A 15,944-nucleotide genomic window follows, 5' to 3' on the forward strand; every position below is an offset into this window, starting at 1 on the left:
GTATTATACTAAGTTCGCAAACTAAAACGTAATTATTCCGTTTTGTATTAAAATGATATTTTTCTTCTATAATTGGGGAAAATATATCCGTAAAAAAAGAAAAGAGGAGAACTTCATGCCTAAAAGATTGACTATATTTTCATTCTTACTTATTTTCACCTTAATTTTCGCTGGCTGCTCAAATAAAAAAGAAAGTAATGCCAAGAAAGATGGAAAGCTAACAGTTTATACAACGATTTTCCCACTTGCTGATTTCGCAAAGAAAATCGGTGGCGACTATGTAAATGTTGAAGCGATTTACCCACCGGGTGCAGATTCACATACATTTGAACCAAGTCAAAAACAAACAGTACAAGTTGCAAAAGCCGATTTATTTGTTTATAACGGCGCTGAATTAGAACCATTTGCTGAAAAAATGGAAAAAACATTACAAAAAGAAAATGTTAAAATTGTAAATGCATCTAAAGGTATTGAGCTTCGTGCTTCTACTGAAGAAGAGCATCATGATCATGGAGATGGCCATAAAGAAGATGAACATCATCACGATAAAGACCCGCATGTTTGGTTAGATCCTACTCTAGCAATGAAACAGGCAGAAAAAATTAAAAATGCACTTGTAGAATTACAACCTGAACATAAACAAGAATTCGAAAAAAACTTTGCAGCACTTCAAACTAAATTTACTGATTTAGACGATGGATTTAAGGCAGCTGTAGCGAACGCAAAAACGAAAGAAATTTTAGTTTCTCATGCTGCCTATGGTTACTGGGAACAACGATACGGCCTAAAACAAATTCCTATCGCTGGAATTTCAGCTTCTGATGAACCATCTCAAAAGCAGCTTGCTGACATTACAAAAACAGTAAAAGAACATAATCTAAAATATATTTTATTCGAAACATTCTCTACTCCAAAAGTAGCATCGGTAATTCAAAAAGAAACTGGTACAAAAGTTTTACGCTTAAATCACTTAGCTACTATTTCTGAAGATGATGCAAAAAATAATAAAGATTACTTCACTTTAATGGAAGAAAACGTAAATACATTGAAAGAAGCAACAAACTAATCCATTATACTTTCTAGGCAGCTGAATTTGTTATTCAGCTGCCTTTTTATGTATTTATCCTTGACTTGACTAAAATAACAAGTAAAATTATCCATATTAGCTTTAAAGCTATATTAATTTAGAAGGTGAGTTGGAATTATGAATCTTCACATTTGTGAAGTAACAGCAAAAAATTGGCGTTCAGTAGTTGCTTTAGACGTCGCAAAAGATCAGCAACAATTTATTGAAAGTAACGCGTTTTCTTTAGCAGAATCATTATATGAAGGAAACGGAACGTCAGTAGGTTTATATGATGGAGAAACACTTGTAGGATACGCAATGTATGGATGGTATTCAGTAAAACATAAAAGTGTCTGGCTCGATCGCTTTATGATTGACCAACAATATCAAGGAAAAGGATACGCAAAACGTTTCCTTCGCTTACTCATTCAATTCTTACAAGAAAAATTTGAATGCAAAATAATTTACTTAAGTTTACATCCAGACAACAAACTTGCAATGGGACTGTATGAATCATTTGGTTTCCGCTTAAATGGGGATATTGATGATGAAGGTCCAGTTGTAGGTGTTGTAATGGAGTTACTAATAGACGAAAATACAAGCCTGTGAAAACAGGCTTTTTATTATACATTTATCAATTTTTAGTTTCTTTCCCTTATTTAATTCTGTTTTGCAATCTAATAGAATGTTCATAAAAAATAAGCCTGCAATTTACGCAGACTTATTTCACACACTCCTCGAAATGTTCTTGGAACCACTCTTTATTAATATCTCTTCCGATAAAAACTACTTCACTTACTCGCTCTTCGCCCTCTTGCCACTCTCTATCATACGAAGCAGCAAATAACGTATGTACGCCTTGGAAAACGATACGTTTATCTACTCCGTCTATCGATAAAATTCCTTTGTAACGATATAAATATTCCCCTAGCTCTTGAACGACAGCTGACATCCACTCATTAAGCTTTTGTAAATCCAGCGGACGTTCTTCACGTAATACAAATGATTTCACACCTTCTAAGTGGTTATGTTCTTTATGAGGGTAAATTTGCAACGTATCTTTCGTTTTAAACGTTTGGATTTGTAATAAAGATGGTATATCTACCTCACAGTTAGTCGCCTCAATTAACTTTGCAGTCGGGTTAATCCCTTGAATTTCATGCAAGAGATTTTCTTTCTCATTCTCTTCAATTAAATCTAATTTATTTACTAAAACGACATCAGCAAACGCAATTTGCTCTTTTGCTTCTAATCCTTTTTCAAAATGTTTATGTATATGATAACTATCTACCACCGTTACAACACCGTTAATTTGGTAAGCAGATTGGATGACTGGATCTAAAAAGAATGTTTGAATAATCGGCCCTGGATTTGCAAGGCCAGTCGTTTCAATTACTAAACCATCAAAATCCATTTTCCCTTCTGCTTTTACGTCCAGTAATTGTTTTAAAGCGACGAGTAAATCTTCACGTACAGTACAACATAAACATCCATTTGTCATTTCCATAATTTCTTCTTCCACATTCATAATCAACTGATTATCAATGCCAATTTGCCCTATTTCATTTACAATCACTGCTAATTTCTTACCGTGATTTTCTGATAAAATACGATTTAATAAAGTCGTTTTCCCTGATCCAAGAAAACCAGTTAATATTGTTACTGGAATCATTTCGTACCTCTCCTTATACCTATATGTTTCTACATTATAGCATATGAACACTCCCCCACTTAACAAAGCTTGAAGTGGGGGTTTCTAACGTTTCGACCTAACGGACGATTAACGTCAGGGGAGTTAACACATTAGCGAGCTGTTTCACGCCTAACCCCTCTATCCCATTTGTCCATGCATTTGGGATTACTTTTCGTAAAATGTTAGCCGCAGCATTTACATCTGCATTAATTAAAGTTTTATTTGCTGAACGATATATACCGCGCTTTATTCGTTTTCCTGAAAAAGTTGTATTTTGGTCATTTTCTCCATACGTTGGAATGAAGTCGTTATCCAGAAAACTTGCTTTCGATGTATATGATTCTTCAGTTACAACAACTTGAATGCCTACAGCATTTGCTTTGTATGTAATCATTTGAATCAGTAAATTATGCGGGATATGACAAAACGATTGGTTATTTCTTTTTCCCATATTCGTTTCTTGTTTCCAACTTTTGTTTTGACCAATAACGATTTTACAAACTTCTTCTTCTTGAGCTAGTTTTACGATGTGGTGACTAACTTTATGGAAGACGTCTTTTATTTTCAAGTAACGTTTTTGATGAAGTTTTTCTATCCTTTTAGAAGTAAAAGGTCCTTCATTCGTTTGTTTTCCATTTCTAAGAATGCTTGTAAAATGACTCTTCATTTTGTTGTAATATTGATTTATGCTTTTGACATGTTTGCCCTTAACAAGGACAGGTTTCATACCTGTGTTTGTTACGATGGTTGCAAGGTTATCAATCCCTAAATCAATACTCATATAACGAGCATTCGCTTCAATCATTTGTTGTTCAGAAGGAACATCAATTACCAATTCCACTACATATTCATTGTATTTTGGAATCACACGAACTTGTTTCAGTTTACCTTCAGTGAAACCTAGTTTCCCAATATTTAATTGCAATTTCGTCTTTGGAAACTTTAAAAATCTACCGTTTTTAATGATGCAATCTTGGTTTGTATACAGAATCTCTTTTTCAGAAGAACGAATATACTTTGGAATCCTAGGCATTCCATCATATTTGTTTGGATTCTTTTTATAGTCTTTTAAACTAGCAAAAAAAGATTTCCAATTTTGGAACAAACCTTTCATGATGGACTGGCTACATTGCGTAGGCAAAGCTCGATAATCATTTTGAATCATAGCCTTAAATAGTGCATCTAGAAAGTTGTAATCTACATAAGGTTTTTCAAAATTAGGTTCTGAAAACAAATTACATGTAATCTCTTTCTGTTCTTCTTTAGGCTTCACTTTCTCTTTTTCCAATTTCTTCCGATAGACAAGACGTTGTGTGTCATTCATCTTCCCAATATTTTTATGAATATTATCCAGAACTTCTTTTTGCAAAGGCTGCAACTCTTTTTCTTGTGTTAATCCAGTGTACACCTGGCGTATATAAAAGTTTGTGGTGTTGTACATATTCTTAGCGTTATGACAACATTCTTGAAAATAAGAATACATACGATGCCCTTTTTTTATCCAGATTTGAAGAGTTTTATAGTTTGATGGATTTTCTTTTGCCATTTTATTCACCTCCTTGTTAAGGATATTATAGCAAAAAAGAACATACGTTTCCGTTTTTTTCTCAAAAATAAAATATTTCTTTCGATTCACCTCACCACCTTCATTTACGTTTAGAGATGGGAGTCCTCTCGAAAGGCATGATAGAAAAAATCGTTTTTATAGCAAAACATATTTATTGTCTGTACACCTAATTAACTATATAATAACATGTAGTAAAAAAGCCTTTTCAAAACATTATTATTCATCAAGGGGGTACTTATAATGGAGCGAGTTCAAATGGCTGAAACGCTAGAATTTTCTCGTATTATTCAAGGATTTTGGCGTTTAGCAGAATGGAATATGACGAAACAAGAATTACTTTCTTTCATTGAAGATTGTATGGATATGGGAATTACTACTTTTGATCACGCTGATATTTACGGCGCATATACGTGTGAAGGGTTATTTGGCGAAGCTTTACAATTAAAGCCTTCCTTACGAGAAAACATGCAAATTATTACAAAGTGTGGAATCGCTCCCCCATCACCGAAATTTCCAGAACGATATGTTGCTCACTACAATACTAGTACAGAGCATATTATGCAAAGTGTAGAAGCATCACTTAAAAATTTACATACAGATTATATTGACGTATTACTTATTCATCGTCCCGATCCTTTTATGGATCCAAATGAAGTGGCAAAAGCCTTTTCACAATTAAAACAAGAAGGAAAAGTTCGTCACTTCGGTGTATCTAACTTCTTACCTTCACAATTTAATATGTTAAATTCGTACTTAGATTTTCCACTTATTACGAACCAAATTGAAGTTTCTGCATTGCAGCTTGAGCATTTTGAAAAAGGAACAATTGACTTATGCCAAGAAAAACGAATCAATCCAATGATTTGGTCACCTCTTGCTGGTGGGGAGATTTTTACTGGTCAATCAGAACGTGCTGTACGCGTACGTGAAACTGTGCAAAAAGTTGCTACTGAGCTAGGTGTTTCTAGTATAGATACGGTTATGTATGCTTGGTTACTTGCTCATCCAGCTAATATGATGCCAATCGTTGGCTCTGGTAAATTAGATCGCGTAAAAACTGCCGCTCTTGCTACAAAAGTTAACTTAGACCGTCAACAATGGTTTACAATTTTCGAAAGCTCTAATGGACATCCTGTACCATAATGCATAAAAAGAAGAGCTGTTTTCTTACAGCTCTTCTTTTTCATATGTATTTCTAGTCATAGCAAATACACACATATCCCTTAATCCGTTTCCATCTACCGCAACACTCGCACTTTCTAACGTACCTTCTAACTTAAAACCTAATTTCTCAGGTATCGCTCTACTCTTCTTATTTAAAGAATCACAACGAATTTCTACACGGTTTGCTTTCAATTCAGAAAAAGCGTAATCCGTTATACCTTTCGCAGCCTCTACCATATAGCCTTTTCCGCTAAACCTTGTATCAATCCAATATCCAATTTCAAATTGAGGTATATCCCAATTAATACGATGTAATCCAGCTGATGCAATAAATTCACCTGTTTCTTTCGAAAATACTAGTAATCTTAAATCCTCACGTTGCAAAAATTGAATATGTGATTTTCTAATACTTTCTTCTACTTCTTGCTCTGTTTGCTCTTTTTGTGCAAACACCATCCAAGGTTTTAGTTCTTGTATTGAAGCCTGAATTGCATCATATACAACTTTACCATCTCCTGGTTTCGGCATTCGAATAAAAAGTCTATCAGTATAAAATTCAGAAGGAAAATCGAATAATAACGGATTCACTGTAAACACTCCCTATATTTCTTTTATATATAATAATATCCATCTGAAGTTATATAGTAAAGAATTTTCTGAATTGAAAACCTTTTACTCATTCACTTCCACCGCTACACGAATTCCAGATTCAATCGCACCTTGAATCCATCCGTGATATAGCGTTGTATGATCTCCAGCGAAGAATATTCTCCCCTCTGGTTTGACAATCGCTGGTTGCAGCTCAGATTCTTGACCTGCTTGAAAAAGTGCAAATCCTCCAAGCGCATACGGATCCAATGTCCAGCTTTTTGAAATTCCAGATATGAACTCATCATACACTTGACCACCTAATATTGTTGCTAAGTTGTGTAATGCGTAATAAATACGATCCCCTTTTGATAAACCATCCCATAACAACGCGTCATAAGACCATGTATAGCTACCTAACATCATAGCCGGTCCTTTCTCCCCAATTCCATAACTTGGATAATAGGCATAACGAATTGGCAAATCTGTTATAATTCTGCCACCTAATTGTCCTTGTTCTTCCCAAAATCGGCTTTTAAATTGAATTCCTATTTTCGTCGCAGGCATATAATGTAATTCACGAATTGCTTTCCATTTTTCATGAGATATAGAATCAAACGGATCTACTTCTACAAAACGCATTGTCGAAAACGGAATGGTAACAATAACTAAATCTCCTGTAATACTACTATATTCAAAAGTTTCCTCGTTCCGATAGAAAGCTGTCACACCATTATCGTGTTGATGTAACTTCATTAATTTTTGATTATATATAATATTCTCTTCTAATTGCGGTAAAAATGACTTTGGCAATCTATCATTCCCGCCCACAATTTCACAAAATCCGCTCTCCTCTTGCATAATGTATAGAAAGCGTAAAGTCTCTACAAACGACCGTTCCAAAAAACCTTCTAAATCTAATAAAACACCAATCATCTCAATTGTTACTGGTGAAAAGTAAGTATTATACTGATAAGGATGATACTTTAAAAATTGTCCAGTAGAGTATCTCCCAAAATCCTTTACAACAATATCCCAATTTTTTTCTGGGTTCTTTTTTATAAAATTTATAATGGGCTGTACCGCTAACAATAATAATTCCTCTGACGTTTTTCCAACTTCATTCATTTCCACAGGATATCTTAGAATACTTGGATCTTTTTCATATTGTTTTAACGTCGTTTTCCGTCCATTTACGTATATAATATCCGTCTCATTCCTATTAATAAAAGGTCTCACCTGTAGCCTAAATTTTCTTATATATGCCATCGTTAATGTATGTGAATAAGGAATCCTCATTGCTCCGACATCTAAATATAATCCGGTATCTTCCATTCTAACTGTTTCTATACGACCACCTACCCGGTTATTTGCTTCAAAAATTTTCACATCATGTCCTGCAGCCTTTAATAAAGAAGCTGAAACTAACCCAGCCATACCAGCTCCCACTACAATAATTTGTTTTGGACTTATCGGCTTCTTCAATCCTTTATCTATAACTTTTAACGCTTCATCCATTTCAGTATTATACATTATATCTTTCTGCACAATTCCACCCCTTACTTCATCAAATGGACGTTAGTGGTTTAGTGCATTTTATTCATAAATCCCCATAAACATAACACCATTGCAATTTGAATATTCACTAAAAGTACATAAGAGACAGATCTCACTTTTCTTTATACTTCGTATAATATAGCAACTACAAAGAAGGAGTGGTTAAAAATGAAACATACTTATGACTACGATGCTACAAAAAAACATTTAGAATTAAAGAAACAAAACTTATGTAAAAAACTTAGCAATATGACACTATCTGAAAAAGAACGTGAACAACTAAAGCGTGAAATTGACAACTATGAATATATTTTAAATCTAGTCGAAATGAATCATTATGAACGCGGATTTTCTCGTTAAAAGCGGAAATAAGATTATCCGCTTTTCATTTTGAGCATTTCACTACGCATTTTTCATAAGTAAATATATAATAGGATGTACATTAAGATTGAGAGGTATATTCTATGATCAAGTTAAGTGTATTAGACCAATCACCTATTTCAGATGGTAGCACAGCAGCCCAAGCTTTTTCACATACAGTTACGCTTGCACAAGAAGTTGAAAAACTCGGATTCACACGTTTTTGGGTATCCGAACATCATAATTCCGTAAGCTTAGCTGGTTCAAGTCCAGAAATACTTATTTCTCATATTGCCGCAAAAACGGACCGTATTAGAGTCGGTTCAGGTGGTGTTATGTTACCGCATTATAGCCCATATAAAGTTGCTGAGAATTTCCGTGTTCTAGAAGCATTGTATCCGAACCGCATCGATCTCGGTGTTGGTAGAGCGCCTGGTGGTATGCCAATAGCAACTCGCGCACTTCAAGAAGGGAAAATGGTCTCACTTGATCAATATCCAGAACAAATTGCAGACGTTGCAATGTACTTACATGATCAAGTACCCGAAAACCATCACTATGCAAACTTAAAAGCAACTCCAGTTATCCCAACATCTCCTGAAATGTGGATGCTCGGTTCTAGCGGAGAGAGCGCTAAAATTGCTGCAAACAACGGAGCTTCTTTCGCATTTGCACAATTTATTAACGGCTTCGGAGGCCCTGAAGTTATGAGGGCTTACCAAGAACAATATGAGCCTTCATTTTTAGGAGATAAGCCTAATTCAATCGTTGCCATCTTTGTTATATGCGGAGAAACAAATGAAGAAGCGGAAAAAATTGCTTCTAGTTTAGATTTATCAATCTTATTATTAGAGCAAGGAAAACGAACTACTGGTACACCTTCTATTGAAACTGCTCAAAATTATTCATACAGCGCTTATGATTTATTCCGTATAAAAGAAAATCGTCAACGTATGATTGTTGGTGATCCGTCTTCTGTAAAAGAAAAAATAATAAACTTAAGCAAAGCATACAATACTGACGAATTTATGATTGTCACGATTACTCATCAATTTGAACATAAATTAAAGTCTTATCGCTTACTAGCAAATGCTTTTAATTTATAATTCTAAAAAGAGATGCATCACATGTGATGCATCTCTTTTTCTTACTACTTATTGTTTTCATTTCCTATATATTCAATAGCTTCTTTTAATAGCTCTTCAAAGTTAATAGGATAATCATGATCTAAATCAGGCACAACTTTATACTTATGTTCTATATTCTTCTCTCTTAATAGTTGTACGAATTGCTGCGTGGATTCGAAGCAATCTTCATCTTGATCCCCGCATACTATATATCCTTTTATATGTTTATCCTTCAGCACTCTTAGCAACTCATCCCATTCTTCAATCTCCGGAAGCCATGGTGCCATAAAAACAAAACCATCTACATTTATATCTTGTTGTAAAATCGTATATAAAGCTACTCTCGCCCCTGCAGAAAAACCACCAATGATTACACTTTCTACTGTATGATTTTCTATAAACTTATTGTAATGCCCTTTTAATTCCTCTTTCCCTCTCTCTATATCATCCCAAACAAATCCATCTGAAAACTGAATTTGTGAAGACTGTGGTAAAGCTAACGTGTAATCTTGTGTCAAAACTGATTTCCAATATGGCTCTACTATTTGAATATTTTCTTGGTCACCGTGCAATGTAAGTAGTAGATTTCCTTCTTTCTTGGTGTATATATATTTCACATCTGGTCTTTCCGTTTTATGTGCTAATTCTTCTCTTTCTTTACATAACTGCACCATTGTATGAAATTCTTCAAATTTATGTAGTGATTTTAAATCTTCGTCGGAAATTAAATACTCATTTCCATACCAGAATCCCCTTTCTATAATAGCCTCCCTCATTAAATGTAATGCTTCTTTTTCAAGTCCCGATGCACTTGCGAGCGCATACTGAAAATTATATATTTGTGCCTCATTCCCTATTACACCTGTAGCGTTTTCCATTATATAATTGTACGCATCAAAACTTCCTTTATTTGCATAACAACGTAACGTTTCATTTAATAATTGAATGTAAGTCATACTATTTTTCATGTACCAATTCCCCCGAAACCTTTTATAATATTTGTTTGCGAATCTTTATACCACTTTGTGAAGATTTTATATAACTCGCCCTAGCAATATCTTATTCTCCGAATGATACTTAATAGTTATCCTTCTCTGTCCAATACATTTAATATAAATATTAATAAACTGAAAAGTCAATATTTTAACAAACAAAAAAAGACAACAATATATGTATTGTTGTTTTCATTACGTCTACCCACTCTTTTGTTTTTTTCTATCTGGTTTACTTGAAACTAAATAATGTTTTTCTGAAATATATAAGTCTCTTTTTAAGCTACGATTTAAGTAAGGTCCTAATTTCATTCCACATATGAGGCGATCTTCGCTACCTTCAACAATTGGGAACATTTCTTTTTCTGTTACGTATTGATCTACTGCTTTTTGTACGCCATCAATTTCTTTCACTAGGTTTAAATTTTCTGCTGTATGTTCAAATACCTCAAGCGTTTCCTTCGTTATGAGAAAAACATTTGTTGGAAATGCAGGTAAATATGGTTTTAACAAATCATAATTTACTGTATAATCATCATTTACTAATACTGTATAAACGATATTAGCATTCGTTTCTAAAAACTGAGCCATCGCTTGTTCTAATTCATCTTTCGTAATTTCCCGCTCTTCTTTTCCAGTTCTGAAAAAGCGAAACATCGCATCGCCTCCTTTTTACTATATTATAGCATAAAAGAAAACTGAAAAATCATAAAAAAACCCATTGAAATAATTTTTCAATGGGTTTCTATATATTTATCATTATTTTAAGAATGCACTTAGCATCCATACATGCTGTTCTAATGTTGTATGAATTGCTAACAGCATGTCAGCTGATGTTTCATCGCCAGCTTCACCCGCAATTTCCATACCTTCTTTTAATTCTTGAATAAGTGCAGAATAATCATTCACTAATGTTTGCACCATTTCTTCTGCAGATTCTTTGCTTGTCCCTTCGCTGACACTAGATGTTGCGAGATATTCTTTCATTGTCGCTAATGGTTTACCTTCTAAAGCTAAAATACGTTCTGCTAACTCATCAATATACGTTCCAGCCTCATTATAAAACTCTTCAAATTTCTCATGTAATGTAAAGAAGTGTGGCCCTGTCACATACCAGTGATAATTATGTAATTTAACATATAACACATTCCAGTTTGCTACCTGCTTGTTTAATACTTCAACAACATTTGTTTTCGTACTCATACAATCACTCCTCTTATCATTTTGTAATGTTTATCTTTTAATAACTTAATTACATTTTACCATACATTCCCTTTCCTTTCGAACAATTGGCTTATATGTAACAAAGTTTTAACACCTTTAATGCTTCCCTAATATCATTTAATTCATGTATTTTTTCAACCACTTCATACGTCTAATTGTCCAAGCTCATACATATGCATAATAGTACATCAAGCTCATCATAGTAGAAAGAGGGATAACATGGACAATCAACAATGGCAAGTAGCAAAGAAAGTAGCTGCTACTTATATCGGAACTGTCGTTGGAGCTGGATTTGCTACTGGACGAGAAATTGTTGAATTTTTCACAGTGAATGGATTATACGGGACAATTGGCATATGTGTAAGTGGATTTTTTTTTATTTGGCTTGGTACAAAGATGATGTTACTTTCATCACAAATCGGGGCATTTTCAGCGCAAGAATTTAACAAATATTTATTTGGGGATGTATTTGGGAATGTTGTAAACACATTATTATTACTCGTTTTATTCGGCGTAACGAGCGTTATGTTATCAGGGGCCGGTGCAGTATTTGAAGAGCAACTTCGCTTACCAAGACAACTCGGTATTCTCATTACAGTTATCGCTTGTCTCATTATAAGTAGCCGCGGGTTACAAGGTGTTTTTGAAGTAAATACACTTGTCGTACCTATTATGATGATTTTTATTATAGGACTTGCTATTACAACCTTTTTTCACGGTACACCTCCTATTAATAACACTATTCCTGCAGAGAGCTGGAATATGAAATGGATTACTAGCCCTATTACATATGTCGCCTTAAACCTTTCTCTCGCCCAAAGTGTTCTCGTCCCATTAGCCAGTGAAGTAAAGGATCGAAAAGCCATTTTTTGGGGTGGGATTTTAGGTGGTGCTGGACTTTCTTTAATTTTATTATGCAGCCATTTAGCAATCTTATCAGTCGATCAATTTTATCAATATAACATCCCAATGGCTGAAGTCATAAGAAGATTTAATGCAACTTTTCACTTCTTCTTCGTTCTCATTATTTTCGGTGAAGTTTTCACAACTTTAGTTGGTAATGTGTTCGGAATGACAAAACAGATGCAATCTATTACTGGGTGGAAAAATCACAATATTATTTTCTTCATTTTACTAATTAGTTATTGCTTTAGTTACATCGGTTACAGTGACTTACTTCACATTCTATATCCTATCATCGGATGGGTAAGTATTGTTATACTTCCAATCATTGCGTTTAAACAACTTCAAAAAACATAAAAAAGCATCCATGTTATTGGATGCTTTTTTATGTTCATTCACAATCATCACATACTTCCCAGTACGGTCCCATTTCTAATGCTAAATACGGCTTTAACTGCAACCGAATCATTCGACTAGGCATGCGTTCTAAAACAAATTGAATACCTTCTTCATCTTCGTCTAATTCAACTTTTGAAATCGTAATTTTTTGCATAGTCGTAATGGGAATTCCATCTTTATATAAAGTGATTTTCACCTCATCGTATTCATTAAAATACAATTCGACACTCATTTGATTTTTCAGTATTTCATCACCAATTTTAAATGTATCATTTTGTTCTTGGATTATATATTTCCATCCGCCTCTATCTTCTTTCGGAGCTGTTTGAAATAATGTCTCCAAATCCTCGTATAGCATAAGATAACCCCTCTCTTACTAAAAAACGATGAGTATTTTATATACCCTTTATCTCTATCACTATCCATAGCTATTGTACCATATATCACCGTTCTTACCGTATTCATTTGCTTCATACACACTTATAAAATAACTAATTCTATCTCCATTATTATGTATATTACCTCATTACTCCATACACTCTTACAAGTTCAAATAACGACAGACTTTAATCCATGCAAATATTGTCTACTCTCCGCTTTTATTAGCTCACAGCATTCACACTTTTACATATAGTAAGACTACCACAAATAAAAAAGGAGAGTGACTTATACCACTCCCCTTAAAAGAACTTCCCTATAGCTGCTAAAACTAATACGATTATTAAAATTGCAAATAATAATGAGACAATGAAACTAAAAATAGGTAACGCTTTCTTTTCATTCTTCTTAAATAGTAACTTTAAACTAAGAAAAATATTTACTGGTACAAGTATAAAATAAAAATATTTAACAATTTGCACCGAGCTATTCGAAAGTGTTTTTAATATAAACACTTCAATTAGAAAAACAATAAAAAATGAAATACTTAGCCAAAATGAGACGTAACTAAGCCAAGAATGTCTTTTTGTCCCCCAATACACTCCCATAATACTCTCCTTTTATTTGTATTCTATAGGTTAATAATTATACACAAAGCTAACAAACACCTCTATTTTTCGACAAATATTATGCAAAATACCATTTTAAACGTCATAAAGGAAGTTTACATCTCCATTTGATTTTACATAATAAAACAGACTACCCTCTAGTGTCATAATGCTACTAGGGGGAGTCTGTTCTCTATTAAACTTTAAATCTCTCAATTAATACTTGCAATTCTTCAGCCATTTGAGATAGCGTACCCGCCGCTGATCCAATTTCCTCCATCGAAGCTAGCTGTTCTTCAGCTGAAGCCGCAACATTTTGTGTGCTTGTCGCATTATTTTGTGCTGTCATTGCAATTTGTCCTACTGAAATAGATACTTCATTTGCCCCTTTTGACATTCCATTAGCCGTTTCAACCATCGTCTTAATTTGATTAGCTATTTCATTTGTAGATTGTAAAATTTCAGCAAAATTTTGCTTCGTTTCATTTGCAATAACAAGTCCAGATTGAACTTCTTCATTTACATGATTCATTGATTTGACTGTCTTACCCATATCGTCTTGTATTTCGCCTATTAATTTACTAATTTCACTGGAAGATATGCTAGACTTCTCTGCCAATTTACGTACTTCATCTGCAACAATTGCAAAACCTCTTCCATGTTCACCAGCTCTTGCCGCTTCAATTGCCGCATTTAAAGCTAGAAGATTTGTTTGATCTGCAATGTTTTGAATTACTTCCAATATATCACCAATTTGTTTTGATTTATTATTTAATAACTGTATAACAGCATCTGATTGTGAAACCGATTCTGCAATAGACTGCATCTGGTTTACTGTTCTTCCTACTAGTTTCCCACCATCTTCTGCTTTTTCACGAGTATGAGCAGAAGCGATATTAATAGATGATGAACTATTTGCTACATGCTGAATTCCTTCCGTTACATCAAACAGTAACATAGCACCATTTTCTACACTTGTTGTTTGCGTCGTTGCCCCACTTGATATTTCATCCATTGCTGTTGTAATTTGCTCAGTTGCTTCACTCGCTTGTCTTACACTTGCAGTTAGTTCTTCTGATGCTGCTGCAACATGTCCTGCCGAAGTGTTAATCCTTCCAATTAACGTCCGTAATGAATTTGTCATCTCGTTAAAACCTTTCGCAAGTTGACCAATTTCATCATTAGAATGAATTTCAATTGTTTGCGTTAAATCCCCTTCACTTATTTCTTTAGAAGTGATAACTAGTCTCTTTAAAGGCTTCGTAATTGAAAGTGTCACAAAATAAATAAGTACTCCACCTACTACTAACGAAATAAGCATAACAATTAACATATTATAAAATACAGGTTGAGCAGCTTCAATTACTTCAGTTGCGTACATCGTCCCACCAATTTTCCAACCTGTTTTTACGTTTGTAGCAAATACCATATTCTTTTCACTACCACCATAAGAATATGTAAAAGCACCATGATTATCTTCATAAATTTTCTTTGCCCAAGAATCAGCTGCTTTATCCCCTGATTTTTCTTGTGGATGAGCAATGATTTTTTGCTTTCCATCTAAAATGAAGGCATATCCTTTTTTACCAATATTGATTAACTTTGTTGTTTTTAATAAATTGTCTAAACTTAAATCTAGCGCAACAACCCCATTTTTATCTTCTGTTTGTTTTGCAATCGTTACGACAATATGTCCATTTCCTTTTGCCTTATATGGCTCGCTAACAACAATACCACCTTGTTTTGCCACTGCATCTTTATACCAAGGTCGTGTTGTTGGATCATAATCTGCTGCCATTTGTATATTTGGTTCCTGTACAAATTTCTTATCATTACCGGCAACATACACTTGTTCAACATCTATATTCAAATTGATATACTGAGATAATGTCTTTCTTAGCTCATCCTGATTATCCCCTTGATACATATTCCCTTGAATTACTCGTGCAAAGTTATTCACATCGTTAAATTTTGCTTCAATCATTTGATTGATTAAATTATCTAATATTTTTATATTATCGTTAGCACTACTCGTAATTTGTGATTCAAAATTCTTTTTAGCAGTTTGATAAGACATGCCCCCGATTATAGAAACGGCTGCAATTAAAATTACAAAGAATGAAATTAATAGCTTTTTTGCTACTTTCATATCACGAAACAAATTTAATAGTTTACCCATTATGAACCTCCTAATTTTCAAATTTAAAAGTTAAATTGAGTTAATTATAAATATTTCCCATTCCGTAATTATTATTTTCATAACCTATTATGGTGAATACTTTGTAAAGTTTAAACAATTAATTTCCCTTTGTCTATAT

At 33.8% G+C, this 15,944-nt stretch carries 16 protein-coding genes and 1 pseudogene; 6 read left to right on the forward strand and 11 right to left on the reverse strand.

Annotated features, from left to right (window positions below):
- Positions 1 to 115 precede the first annotated feature (115 nt).
- Both GBN78_RS23235 and GBN78_RS23240 read left to right on the forward strand, forming a co-directional pair.
- A complete protein-coding gene (locus GBN78_RS23235; RefSeq protein WP_001126151.1) occupies positions 116 to 1,066 on the forward strand; it encodes a metal ABC transporter substrate-binding protein in 951 nt (316 codons plus the stop codon).
- Between the two features lie 138 nt (positions 1,067 to 1,204).
- Positions 1,205 to 1,675: a GNAT family N-acetyltransferase gene (locus GBN78_RS23240; RefSeq protein ID WP_001048677.1), complete on the forward strand. Its 471-nt coding sequence runs from the start codon at positions 1,205 to 1,207 to the stop codon at positions 1,673 to 1,675.
- Positions 1,676 to 1,787: 112 nt separating this feature from the next.
- Here GBN78_RS23240 and GBN78_RS23245 read toward each other — a convergent pair whose 3' ends face one another.
- Positions 1,788 to 2,738 carry a CobW family GTP-binding protein gene (locus GBN78_RS23245; protein ID WP_000613422.1) on the reverse strand — a complete coding sequence of 317 codons (951 nt, stop codon included), beginning with the start codon at positions 2,736 to 2,738 and terminating at the stop codon, positions 1,788 to 1,790.
- Between the two features lie 97 nt (positions 2,739 to 2,835).
- A complete protein-coding gene (locus tag GBN78_RS23250) occupies positions 2,836 to 4,305 on the reverse strand; it encodes an RNA-guided endonuclease InsQ/TnpB family protein (protein ID WP_001040870.1) in 1,470 nt (489 codons plus the stop codon).
- Between the two features lie 261 nt (positions 4,306 to 4,566).
- On the opposite strand from GBN78_RS23250, the gene GBN78_RS23255 reads away from it, so the two are divergent.
- The gene (locus GBN78_RS23255; RefSeq protein WP_000442784.1) at positions 4,567 to 5,469 is read left to right on the forward strand and encodes an aldo/keto reductase; all 903 of its coding nucleotides are present in this window, start codon (positions 4,567 to 4,569) and stop codon (positions 5,467 to 5,469) included.
- Positions 5,470 to 5,493: 24 nt separating this feature from the next.
- On the opposite strand, the gene GBN78_RS23260 is transcribed toward GBN78_RS23255, so the two are convergent.
- Both GBN78_RS23260 and GBN78_RS23265 read right to left on the reverse strand, forming a co-directional pair.
- The gene (locus tag GBN78_RS23260; RefSeq protein ID WP_001068750.1) at positions 5,494 to 6,078 is read right to left on the reverse strand and encodes a GNAT family N-acetyltransferase; all 585 of its coding nucleotides are present in this window, start codon (positions 6,076 to 6,078) and stop codon (positions 5,494 to 5,496) included.
- A gap of 84 nt (positions 6,079 to 6,162) precedes the next feature.
- The gene (locus tag GBN78_RS23265; protein ID WP_001168109.1) at positions 6,163 to 7,626 is read right to left on the reverse strand and encodes a flavin monoamine oxidase family protein; all 1,464 of its coding nucleotides are present in this window, start codon (positions 7,624 to 7,626) and stop codon (positions 6,163 to 6,165) included.
- Between the two features lie 177 nt (positions 7,627 to 7,803).
- Between GBN78_RS23265 and GBN78_RS23270 the strand changes: the two genes are divergently transcribed.
- Together GBN78_RS23270 and GBN78_RS23275 are read left to right on the forward strand one after the other, a co-directional pair.
- The gene (locus GBN78_RS23270; protein ID WP_000683359.1) at positions 7,804 to 7,995 is read left to right on the forward strand and encodes a DUF3896 family protein; all 192 of its coding nucleotides are present in this window, start codon (positions 7,804 to 7,806) and stop codon (positions 7,993 to 7,995) included.
- A 104-nt stretch (positions 7,996 to 8,099) separates the two neighbouring features.
- The gene (locus GBN78_RS23275) at positions 8,100 to 9,101 is read left to right on the forward strand and encodes an LLM class flavin-dependent oxidoreductase (protein WP_000594041.1); all 1,002 of its coding nucleotides are present in this window, start codon (positions 8,100 to 8,102) and stop codon (positions 9,099 to 9,101) included.
- Between the two features lie 44 nt (positions 9,102 to 9,145).
- Here the strand turns inward: GBN78_RS23275 and GBN78_RS23280 are convergent, their stop codons facing one another.
- The 3 genes from GBN78_RS23280 to GBN78_RS23290 form a co-directional block, all read right to left on the reverse strand.
- Positions 9,146 to 10,090 (reverse strand): alpha/beta hydrolase, encoded by a 945-nt coding sequence (locus tag GBN78_RS23280; protein ID WP_152127749.1) that lies wholly within the window; start codon positions 10,088 to 10,090, stop codon positions 9,146 to 9,148.
- Positions 10,091 to 10,315: 225 nt separating this feature from the next.
- Positions 10,316 to 10,771: a DUF3939 domain-containing protein gene (locus tag GBN78_RS23285; RefSeq protein WP_152127750.1), complete on the reverse strand. Its 456-nt coding sequence runs from the start codon at positions 10,769 to 10,771 to the stop codon at positions 10,316 to 10,318.
- Between the two features lie 102 nt (positions 10,772 to 10,873).
- Positions 10,874 to 11,317 carry a Dps family protein gene (locus GBN78_RS23290; protein WP_152127751.1) on the reverse strand — a complete coding sequence of 148 codons (444 nt, stop codon included), beginning with the start codon at positions 11,315 to 11,317 and terminating at the stop codon, positions 10,874 to 10,876.
- Positions 11,318 to 11,557: 240 nt separating this feature from the next.
- Between GBN78_RS23290 and GBN78_RS23295 the strand changes: the two genes are divergently transcribed.
- Positions 11,558 to 12,598, forward strand: a complete 1,041-nt coding sequence (locus GBN78_RS23295; protein ID WP_000370203.1) for a YkvI family membrane protein — start codon at positions 11,558 to 11,560, stop codon at positions 12,596 to 12,598.
- A gap of 34 nt (positions 12,599 to 12,632) precedes the next feature.
- On the opposite strand, the gene GBN78_RS23300 is transcribed toward GBN78_RS23295, so the two are convergent.
- The 4 genes and pseudogenes from GBN78_RS23300 to GBN78_RS31230 form a co-directional block, all read right to left on the reverse strand.
- On the reverse strand, positions 12,633 to 12,998 hold the full coding sequence (locus GBN78_RS23300; RefSeq protein ID WP_000965059.1) for a DUF3979 family protein: 366 nt from the start codon (positions 12,996 to 12,998) through the stop codon (positions 12,633 to 12,635).
- A 322-nt stretch (positions 12,999 to 13,320) separates the two neighbouring features.
- On the reverse strand, positions 13,321 to 13,626 hold the full coding sequence (locus GBN78_RS23305) for a hypothetical protein (protein WP_000539571.1): 306 nt from the start codon (positions 13,624 to 13,626) through the stop codon (positions 13,321 to 13,323).
- A 196-nt stretch (positions 13,627 to 13,822) separates the two neighbouring features.
- Positions 13,823 to 14,770 (reverse strand): methyl-accepting chemotaxis protein, encoded by a 948-nt coding sequence (locus GBN78_RS31225; RefSeq protein ID WP_409193850.1) that lies wholly within the window; start codon positions 14,768 to 14,770, stop codon positions 13,823 to 13,825.
- Positions 14,765 to 15,805, reverse strand: a pseudogene (locus GBN78_RS31230) (HAMP domain-containing protein); the annotation flags it as partial. The pseudogene GBN78_RS31230 and the gene GBN78_RS31225, both read right to left, overlap by 6 nt.
- Positions 15,806 to 15,944 lie beyond the last annotated feature (139 nt).

Source organism: Bacillus sp. B2-WWTP-C-10-Post-4, assembly GCF_009183805.1.
Taxonomy (GTDB): Bacteria; Bacillota; Bacilli; order Bacillales; family Bacillaceae_G; genus Bacillus_A; species Bacillus_A cereus.